9 protein-coding genes are annotated in these 9,444 nt (G+C 72.0%); 7 read left to right on the top strand and 2 right to left on the bottom strand.

Features of this window, described 5'->3' with window-relative positions:
• The 3 genes from AC30N0_RS11770 to AC30N0_RS11760 form a co-directional block, all read left to right on the top strand.
• A partial coding sequence (locus tag AC30N0_RS11770) for a tRNA-dihydrouridine synthase (protein ID WP_489518101.1) occupies positions 1-360 on the top strand: 360 nt, incomplete at its 5' end.
• A 13-nt stretch (positions 361-373) separates the two neighbouring features.
• On the top strand, positions 374-1,033 hold the full coding sequence (locus tag AC30N0_RS11765) for a class I SAM-dependent methyltransferase (RefSeq protein WP_489518100.1): 660 nt from the start codon (positions 374-376) through the stop codon (positions 1,031-1,033).
• A gap of 21 nt (positions 1,034-1,054) precedes the next feature.
• Positions 1,055-4,006 carry a serine/threonine-protein kinase gene (locus AC30N0_RS11760; RefSeq protein ID WP_489518099.1) on the top strand — a complete coding sequence of 984 codons (2,952 nt, stop codon included), beginning with the start codon at positions 1,055-1,057 and terminating at the stop codon, positions 4,004-4,006.
• A 22-nt stretch (positions 4,007-4,028) separates the two neighbouring features.
• On the opposite strand, the gene AC30N0_RS11755 is transcribed toward AC30N0_RS11760, so the two are convergent.
• Complete coding sequence (locus AC30N0_RS11755) at positions 4,029-4,910, bottom strand: alpha/beta hydrolase (RefSeq protein ID WP_489518098.1); 882 nt, start codon at positions 4,908-4,910, stop codon at positions 4,029-4,031.
• A 13-nt stretch (positions 4,911-4,923) separates the two neighbouring features.
• Positions 4,924-5,586: a TetR/AcrR family transcriptional regulator gene (locus AC30N0_RS11750; protein ID WP_489518097.1), complete on the bottom strand. Its 663-nt coding sequence runs from the start codon at positions 5,584-5,586 to the stop codon at positions 4,924-4,926.
• Positions 5,587-5,745: 159 nt separating this feature from the next.
• Here AC30N0_RS11750 and AC30N0_RS11745 point away from each other — a divergent pair, with 159 nt between their 5' ends.
• From AC30N0_RS11745 to AC30N0_RS11730, 4 genes are all read left to right on the top strand, one after another.
• The gene (locus tag AC30N0_RS11745) at positions 5,746-6,642 is read left to right on the top strand and encodes a fumarylacetoacetate hydrolase family protein (RefSeq protein WP_489518096.1); all 897 of its coding nucleotides are present in this window, start codon (positions 5,746-5,748) and stop codon (positions 6,640-6,642) included.
• Positions 6,639-7,430: an alpha/beta fold hydrolase gene (locus AC30N0_RS11740; RefSeq protein WP_489518095.1), complete on the top strand. Its 792-nt coding sequence runs from the start codon at positions 6,639-6,641 to the stop codon at positions 7,428-7,430. The genes AC30N0_RS11745 and AC30N0_RS11740 overlap by 4 nt, the downstream gene beginning before the upstream one ends.
• Before the next feature lie 11 nt (positions 7,431-7,441).
• Positions 7,442-8,731, top strand: a complete 1,290-nt coding sequence (locus AC30N0_RS11735; protein ID WP_489518094.1) for a metal-dependent hydrolase family protein — start codon at positions 7,442-7,444, stop codon at positions 8,729-8,731.
• A gap of 26 nt (positions 8,732-8,757) precedes the next feature.
• Positions 8,758-9,444: amidohydrolase family protein (locus AC30N0_RS11730; protein ID WP_489518093.1), on the top strand; the 687-nt coding region annotated here is incomplete at its 3' end.

Below are 9,444 nucleotides of genomic sequence, written 5' to 3'. Positions count from 1 at the left end.
CGCCACCTCGCCGAGGCCGACGGCGTGATGGTCGGCCGCGCCGCGTACCACGACCCGTTCGCGATGGCCGACTGGGACCGCCGCTTCTTCGCCGAGACGGCGCCGCCCGTGGCCGCCGATCGCGATGCGGTCGAGGCCGCCTACGTCGCCTATATGGAGCGGCTCGCGGCCAGCGGCGAGCCGTGGTCGCACGCGTCGCGGCACATGCTCGGGCTGCGCAACGCGACGGCCGGTGCGCGGCGCTGGCGCCAGGTCTGGTCGGATCATCGGCTGCACGGCCGGGCGCCGCGCGAGGTGTCGGCGCTCGCTCGCGCCGCCGCCGCGTCGGCGCGCATCGACCACGCCGCGCAAGCGGCCTGAACAGGAGAGCAGCATGGCGAACCGAAGGACGACCGTCGACGACAGCCTCTACGCCTACGTGGTCGCGCATGGCGTCCGCGAGCACCCGGCGCAGGTAGGCCTGCGCGAAGCGACGCGAAGCCAGCCGCATGCCGGCATGCAGATCGGCCCGGACCAGGGCCAGTTCCTGGCCATGCTGGCGCGCATCGGCGGCGTCCGCCGCGCCATCGAGGTCGGCGTCTTCACCGGCTACAGCGCACTGTCGGTGGCGCTGGCCCTGCCGGACGACGGCTACCTGCTCGCCTGCGACGTGAGCGAGGCCTACACCGGCGTCGGCAAGCCGTTCTGGGCCGCAGCCGGCGTTGCGCACAAGATCGACCTGCGCATCGCGCCGGCGGTCGACACGCTCGATGCGCAACTCACCGCCGGTGCGGCGTCGAGCTACGACTTCGCCTTCATCGACGCCGACAAGTCGAGCTACGACGCCTACTACGAGCGCTGCCTGCGCCTGCTTCGCAGCGGCGGCCTGATCGCGATCGACAACGTGCTCTGGGGCGGCAGCGTCGCCCGCCCGGCGGAGGATGCCGACACGCGGGCGCTGCAGGCGCTGAACGACAAGATCCACGCCGACGAGCGTGTCGATGTCGTGATGCTGCCGATCGGCGACGGGGTGACCCTGGCGCGCAAGCGCTGAGTCGCCGGCGGGGGTCGGCGCATGACGATGCTTCGTGAACTGGCGGGCGAGTGGCCGATGGTCGATCGGCTGTTGGACCAGGCGCTAGACCTGCCGCCCCATGAACGAGCCGCCTGGGTGGAGAGCCTGGACGGCATACAGGCGCCGGTCAAGGAGACGCTGCGCCGATTGCTGGCGGTGGCCTCTGCCGAGACGGGCGACTTCCTCGGCACGCTGCCGAAGCTGGTCGGCCCGCCTGATGGCGCCGCCGGTGGCGGCGATGCCGATGCCGGTGCTGCATTCGCCGGCGAGCTCGTCGGCCCCTGGCGGCTGGTGCGCGAACTCGGCACAGGAGGCATGGGCAGCGTCTGGCTGGCCGACCGCGCCGACGGCACGCTCAGGCGGCAGGTGGCGTTGAAGCTGCCGCGACTGAGCTGGGCACGCGGGCTGGCCGCCCGCATGGGCCGCGAACGCGACATCCTGGCCACGCTGGACCATCCGCGCATCGCACGCCTATACGACGCCGGTGTAGACGCCGCGGGCCGGCCCTGGCTGGCCCTCGAGTACGTCCAGGGCCGGCCGATCGACGAGCACTCGCGGCGCATGGCCTTGGGCATCGGGCAGCGCGTCCAACTCCTGCTCCAGGTGTGCGACGCGGTGGCCTACGCGCACAGCCGGCTCGTGCTGCACCGTGACCTCAAGCCCGCCAATATCCTGGTGAACGACGCCGGCGAAGTGAAGTTGCTGGACTTCGGCATCGGCAAGCTGATGCTGGGCGACGGTGGCGCCGCGCCCTCCACGGCGCTGACGCATCTTGGTGGCCGCGCCCTGACACTCGACTACGCCAGCCCGGAGCAGGTGCGGGGAGAGGCATTGGGGACCCCCAGCGACGTCTACAGCCTCGGCGTGGTGGCGTATGAACTGCTGGCCGGGCGCAAGCCCTACCTTCTGAAGCGCGGCAGCGCGGCCGAGCTCGAGGAAGCCATCGCCACCGTCGAGGCTCCAGTCGCCAGCGCGGCCGCGCAGGAGCGTGCCGTCCGCGACGCACTGCGAGGCAACCTCGACGCGATCCTGCGCAAGTCACTGCACAAGGCTGCCGCCGACCGCTACCCGACGGTGGACGCCTTCGCGCAGGACCTGCGTCGGCATCAAGCGGGGCTGGCGGTTTCGGCCCAGCCGGAAACCTGGACGCGCCGGGTTCTTCGACGAGCCCGGCGGCACAAGGTCGAGTCCGCCATCGCCGCCGCCATGGCCTTCGGTGCGGCGGTCGCCCTGTGGCAAGCCGGCGTCGCGCGCTCGTCGGCTGCACAGGCGCGGCAGGAGGCTGCCACCGCGCAGGCCGTGCAGGGCTTCATCGAGTCTGTCTTCGCTGCCAACAGCGGCGATCAGACGCGCCCCGATTCCGGCCGCGAGACCACCGCCCGTGAGCTCCTCGATCGGGCGGCGGCGCGGATCCAGAACGAGTTGCGCGACACCCCGGGTGCGCGGCTGCGCCTGCTGGCGCTCATGGCATCGATGTACGAGGACCTGAACCAGTTCGATCGGCAGCGCGAACTGCAGGAGCAGCGAGTGGTGCTCGCCCGTCAGGTCGCCGGTCCGGACGGCGACGAGACCGTGCTCGCGCTCGCCGACCTCGCCCACGCCCTGGCGATCAGCGGCCGCGAGGCTGACGCGCGCCAGCGCCTGGACGAGGCCGATGCAGCACTCGCGAAGCAACCGGATTCCGGCACCCCGGCGCGGCTGGCCGTGGCCCTGCGGCGAGCGTCGGTACACCGTGCCGACGACATGGCCCGCTCGCTGCAGTCGGCGGAACAGGCGTTGGCCCTGGCGCGGCTTCTTCCCACCTCGAACGAACTCGTGCTCGCGCTTTACCTGGTCGGCGAGACCCGCCTGGACACCGGCAACGCGGCGCAGGCCGTCGCGCCGCTGTCGGAGGCCATCGACCTCGTGGAGCAGCAGCCGGGCCTCGGTGCCAGCGTGCTGACCCCGCTCTATGTCTTGCGCGGCCAGGTGCAGGAGGCCGTGGGTCAGCACGATGCTGCCGAGGCCAGCTTCAGGCAGGGCATCGCCAACGAGAGCCGCCGCGGCAATCAAGGGGTGACGCCGCACTACGCGGCCTTGAAGCTGGGCGTATTCCTGTTCAACCGCGGCCGCTGGCGCAACAGCGTCTCGGCTCTCGAGGCATCGGCACGCTGGGCTCGCGATCAGCAGCGCGACTTCGAGACCACGGTACCGATGGTCATGGCCGCGTATGGCCGATCGCTGGTCGCCCATGGGAATCTCGTGCCGGGGCTGGCGGCACTGGATCGTGCCGCCGAACAAGCGGCGCAATTGCAGGATGCGCCCGATCTGGTTCCCCGCATCGACCTCTTTCGGGCCCGCGCCTGGATCCGGCAAGGCCGGCTTGACGACGCCGCCACGGCAATCGAGCGCGCGGCGCGGATCAGCAAGGAGCGAGGTACCGGTCACGAGGAGCAGGCTCGACAACTGCGCCGCGAATTGCTGCTGGCCCGCGGCCAGGGGACGGAAGCACTCGCGGTCTGGAAGGAGGAGCGGCATCGCGCCGGGCTGTCAGCGATGCCGGGAACCGCAGAAGGCCCGGACGTTCTGCTCGAGGCGGTCGCATTGCTGCTCGCTGCCGAGGCGCCGGCCGAAGCACGCTCCCTGGCCGCCCAGGCAACGGCGGCGACCTCCCATTCCGCGGCGGGCGCTGCCCCCGGCGCCTTCGGCGCGCTGGCGATCCAGTTGCTCGGGCAGGCGCTGCTCGCGTCGGGGCAGCCCGCCGAAGGCCTGCGGGAGCTGGAGCGCGGCGTGGAGCTGTATCGCGCGCATGTCGATCCGGCCGTCAGCCTCGACCTGGCCGACGCTTTGGCAAGGCTGGCCGACGCACGCGTGCGTGCGGGCCTCGCGAAGGAAGCCTCGAGCGCCCGCGCGGAAGCAGCCGCGATCCGGGGCAGGCAAGGGGTTGCCGTCGCTGCGACGGCACTGCGCTAAGACGCTGCCGCGTCGGCCCAGCTCATCGCGCCGCCGCGCCGGCCGCGGGCTGCGCGCCGAGGCCGAGCAGCGACAGCGCGAGCCGGTGCAGGCGGGCTTGCGGATCGGCGAGGTCGAACAGCACGTCCATGTGGTGCCGGCCCGGCACGCTCTCGCAGACGGGTACTGCCGCGGCGCCCCAGGCTTCGCGGATCAGCGCGTTCTGGCGCAGGAACTCCTCGCTCTCGTCGCCGCCGACGACGGCGTGGAGCGTGCCTGCAGGCGCCGGCAGTCGGGCCGGGCTGAGGCGGCACGCGGTGGCGGCGTCGAGGCGCAGGTCGGGGGCGAGGAAGGGCGCGTGGCGCAGCGGCTCGAGGTCGAACACGCCCGAGACCGACAGGGCCGAGCAGAGCAGGTCGCGCGGCAGGTGGGCGCCCACCGCCCGCCAGTCGCAGCAGAGGAGGAGGGCAGCGAGATGGCCGCCGGCGGAGTGCCCGGCGACGACGATCCGGTCCCGGTCGCCGCCGTGCTCGCGCGCGTGCCGGTGCACCCAGGCCACCGCGGCGACCACTTGCAGGACGATGTGCTCGATCGTCACCGAGGGGCAGAGCGCATGGTTCGGCAGCACGACCATCGCGCCGGCATCGACGAAGGCCGGCGCGACGAACGACTGGTCGCGCTTGTCGAGCGCCCGCCAATAGCCGCCGTGGATGTAGACGAGCACGGGCGCCCCGGCCCGCGCTGCCGGGAAGATGTCGAGGCGCTCGCTGGGCGCCTCGCCATAGGGAACGTCGAGCTCGCAACGCAGGCGTTCGCGGGCGGCTGCCGACGTCGCCGCCCAGCGGGCGAGGATCGCCGGGTGCTCCGGGATGCGGGCGCGGTTGTTGTACTGCGCGTCGTGCCAGGCGGCGGAGCGTCGAGCCATGGGCACCGTGCCCTTACGCCGCCCGCGAGGGAGCCGCAGCGGCGCCGCCTTCGCGCAGGGCAGCGTCGATGAGGGCGTCGGCCATCCACAGCACGACGCGTTCGAGCTCGCGGTCGCCGACGCCCCAGATGTCCTTCAGGATCACGTACGACTCGATGCCGTAGACGATGGACAGGGCCTTGTGCAGGCGGTCGCGGCTCGGCCGCGAGAGCTGCGCCTCGAGCGGGGCGATCGCGTGCTGCAGGATGCGGATGCGGTGGCCGCGCCGGTACGGCTCCTCCTCGAGCAGGCCGCTGCGCTCCAGGGCCCAGTGCTCGAGGGCGAGCTGGGCCGCGGCGCGCAGCTGCGGCTCGAACTCCTTGAAGCGCGGGAAGGTCTGCTTGAACAGCTCGTGGACGCGCTCGCGGCCGCTCCGGTTGTCGGAGGCGAAGGCCCGCACCGGCCCGAGCGAGGCGTGGACGACCGCCGTGATGAGCGCGCTGCGGCTGGGGAAGTAGCGGTACGCCGTCGCCCGCGACACCTTGGATCGCATCGCCACCTCGGCCACCGACGGGATGTGTCCGTCCTGCCGGATCAGCGCCATCGCGGTGTCGAGCAGCAGGGCGAAGGTGGCTGCCTTCACGCCGCGCTCGGGCGGCAGGGGCGGTGCGGTGGGCTGGTGCTTGAGAGCCGGCATGCGGGTTTGTCCGTGGCCTCGCGGGCCGGCTCGGACGGCCGTTCGCTCGAAGCGGCTCGTATGATGCGCCCATCCCGTTTTGAGATGCAAGTCTCACGGCGGCCAGGAACGGATACGCCCCGCCGACGTCGCGGGCCGCCACAGGAGACGACGACAGCGATGCGCATCGCCAGCTGGAGCTGGGGCGGCCGGAACCACGCGGGGACGATCTCGGCCTGCGGTCGCGAAGCCACGCCCCTGGCCATCGGCGACGCATCGCGTGGCGCGCAGGTCCTGCTCGAGTCGCTGCTGCGCGGCGAGCCGCTTCCGCCGGCATCGGGCCCGCGCATGCCGGTCGACGCGATCACGCTGCGCGCGCCCCTGCCGCAGCCGCGCCGCGGCCTCTTCTGCGTCGGTCGCAACTACCGCGCCCATGCCGCGGAGCTGGCGACCACCGTCTTTCGCGACAGCCTGCCGAAGGAAGACGCCTGGCCGATCGTCTTCACCAAGTTCGCCGAGTGCGTCGTCGGCCCGCACGACGACGTCCGCCTGCCCGGACCGGCGGTTTCGACGCAGATCGACTACGAGTCGGAGCTGGCCGTCGTGATCGGCCGTGGCGGCCGCGACATCGCCCGGTCGCGGGCCATGGACCACGTCTTCGGCTACACCATCGTCAACGACGTCAGCGCCCGCGACGTCCAGGTCCGCCACCAGCAGTGGGACCTCGGCAAGAGCTTCGACACCTTCTGCCCCATGGGACCGTGGATCGTCAGCGCCGACGAGCTCGACGGTCGCGACACGCGCGTGCGCGGGTGGGTCACGCCCGCCGGCGGCAGCGCCGAGCTGCGCCAGGACGCGTCGACCCGCGACCTCATCTTCGACGTCGAGACGCTGGTCGAGACCTGCTCTCGCGGCATCACCCTGCACCCGGGCGACGTCATCGCCACCGGCTCGCCGGCCGGCGTCGGCATGGGCTTCTCGCCGCCGAAGTACCTGCACGCCGGCGACGTCGTGCGGATCGAGATCGACGGCATCGGCGCGATCGAGAACCGCTTCCAGCAGGATCCGGGCCGATGACGCTGCACATGATCGAGCGGATCGCCGTCGAGGACGAAGGCGAGGGCGATGCCGTCGTCTGCGTGCACGGCCTCGGCGGCAGCTCGAACACGTGGACGCCGCTGATGCCTGCGCTGGCGCGGCACCGCGTCGTCCGCATCGACCTGCCCGGCAGCGGCCGCTCGCAGCGTGCCGAGGGCCCGCTCAGCATCGCCCGCTACGTCGACGCGCTGCTCTCGGTGTGCACGCGGCTCGACATCGCGCGGGCGCACTGGCTCGGCCATTCCATGGGCACCATCGTCTGCCAGCATCTGGCCGCCGGCGAGCCGCGCCGCGTCCGCAGCCTGGCGCTCTTCGGGCCGCTGATCGCCCCGCCGGAGCCGGCCCGAACGGCCATGCGGGCCCGAGCCGCGAAGGCCCGCGAGGGCGCGGCAGGCATGCAGGAGATCACCGAAGGCCTGCTCAAGGCGGCGATCTCGAGCGACACGCGCGAGCGCCAGCCGGTCGCCGTCGCTTTCGTCCGCGAAAGCCTGATGCGCCAGGACGGCGAGGCCTACGCGCGCAGCTGCGAGGCGCTCGCCGAAGCGCCGGCAGCGGCGGTCGAGCGCATCGAGGCGCCGACGCTGCTCGTCACCGGCGACGAGGACGGCGTCGCGCCGCCGCAGTCGGTGCGGGCGATGGCCGACCGGCTGCAGTCGGTGCGCAGCAAGCGCGTCGTCGTGCTGCCGCGCTGCGGCCACTGGACCCCGGTCGAACGCAGCGAGGAGTGCATGCGCGAGCTGCGCGGCTTCATCGCCCAAACCCACTGAAGGAGACGGCCATGGCCGACGTGCTCTTCACCAACGTGCGCATCTTCGACGGCTCGGGCGACATGCCCTACACCGGCGAGGTGCTGATCCAGGGCAACCGCATCGCCCGCGTCAGCCGCACCGGCTACGGCGTGCGGCCGCCGCCGGTGCTCGGCGCCCAGGTGATCGACGGCGCCGGCGCCTTCCTCATGCCGGGCATGGTCGAGGCACACACCCATTTCTCCTGGAACGACCAGCCGACGCTCGACGCCATCCAGCGCATGCCGCCGGAGGAGCACATCCTGTGGTGCGCGCAGGTGGCCGAGCGTTACCTCGACATGGGCTGGACCTCGTGCGTCGGCGCCGCCACGGCCAAGCCGAGGCTCGACGTCGTCATCCGCAACGCCATCGACGACGGCACCATCGTCGGGCCGCGCTACCTCGCCGCGAGCCAGGAGATCACGGTGCCCGGCGGCCTCGGCGACACGACCCAGCCGCACCTGCCGCAGCCGGAGTTCGCCTTCGGCGCGATCGTCTCGGGCGCCGAGGAGATGCGCCGCTGCGTGCGCATGTTCGTCAAGTACGGCGTCGACTCGATCAAGCTCAACCTATCGGGCGAGTCGATCACCGGGATGCCGGGCGACCGCTGCCAGTTCACCGAGGTCGAGATCGCCACGGCGGTCGAGGAAGCCAAGGCCTGGGGCAAGCGCGTTTCGGCGCACGCGCGGTCGTGCAACTCGATCAAGCGCTGCGTCAGGCACGGCATCGAGGTCATCTACCACGCCAGCTTCACCGACGAGGAAGCGCTCGACCTGCTCGAGGAGCACAAGCGCGAGCACTTCATCGCGCCCGGGCTGGCCTGGCTGATCAACACCTCGCACCACGCCAGCGAGTGGGGCCTAACGCCGGAGGTCACGAAGAAGATGGGTTACCACCGCGAGCTCGACGCGGCGCTCGCCTCGATGCAGGCGATGAGGAAGCGCGGCATCCGCATCCTGCCCGGCGGCGACTACGGCTTCGCCTGGACGCCGCACGGCACGAACGCGAAGGACCTCGAGTACTTCGTCAAGCACGTCGGCATGAGCAGCATGGAAGCGCTGCTGTCGGCGACCGCCTGGGGCGGGCCGATGATGCGGATGGGCGAGCAGCTCGGCAAGCTGAAGGACGGCTACCTCGCCGACCTGCTGCTCGTCGACGGCGACCCGCTCGCCGACATCACGGTCCTGCAGGACAAGTCGCGCATCCTCGCCGTCATGAAGGACGGCGCCTTCCACCGCGCCCCCGCCACCCGCGTCGCCCGCTCGACGCGCTGGGCCGCCTGAACGCGGTGCCACCCGGGAGATCCAACATGGCCAACGACACCCTCTTCACCAACGTCCGCATCCTCGACGGGACCGGGCAGCAGCTGCCCTACACCGGCAGCGTCCTGGTGCAGGGCAACCGCATCCGCCAGGTCGGCCGCAGCACGGCGCCGATCGCGCCGGGCGGCGCCACCGTGATCGACGGCGCGGGCGCGACGCTGATGCCGGGCATGTGCGAGGCGCACACCCATTTCTCGTGGAACGACGCGGCGACGCTGTCGGCGATCCAGACGATGCCGCTCGAGGAGCACGTGCTCTGGTGCGCCAAGGTCGCCAAGCGCTACCTGCACGCCGGCTTCACCTCGTGCGTCGGCGCCGCCTGCGCCAAGCCGCGCCTCGACGTCGTCATCCGCAACGCGATCAACGCCGGCCAGATCCCCGGTCCGCGCTACCTGGCGGCCAGCCAGGAGATCACGGTGCCCGGCGGCCTCGGCGACGAGACGCTGTCGCACCTGCCCTTCCCGGAGTTCAGCTTCGGCGTCAATGTCAACGGCGCCGACGAGATGCGCAAGGCGGTGCGCATGTTCCTGAAGTACGGCGTCGACTCCATCAAGCTGAACCTGTCGGGCGACAACTTCACGCCCGATTCGCCGGCCCACACCAGCTGGATGACCGATGCCGAAGTGGCCGCCGCGATGGAAGAGGTGCGGCTGCGTGGCAAGCGCGGCACGGCG

The sequence above is a fragment of the Rhizobacter sp. genome (assembly GCF_031412495.1).
In the GTDB taxonomy this organism is placed as follows: domain Bacteria; phylum Pseudomonadota; class Gammaproteobacteria; order Burkholderiales; family Burkholderiaceae_C; genus Schlegelella_A.
This window is presented reverse-complemented; position numbering and strand designations above follow the sequence as displayed.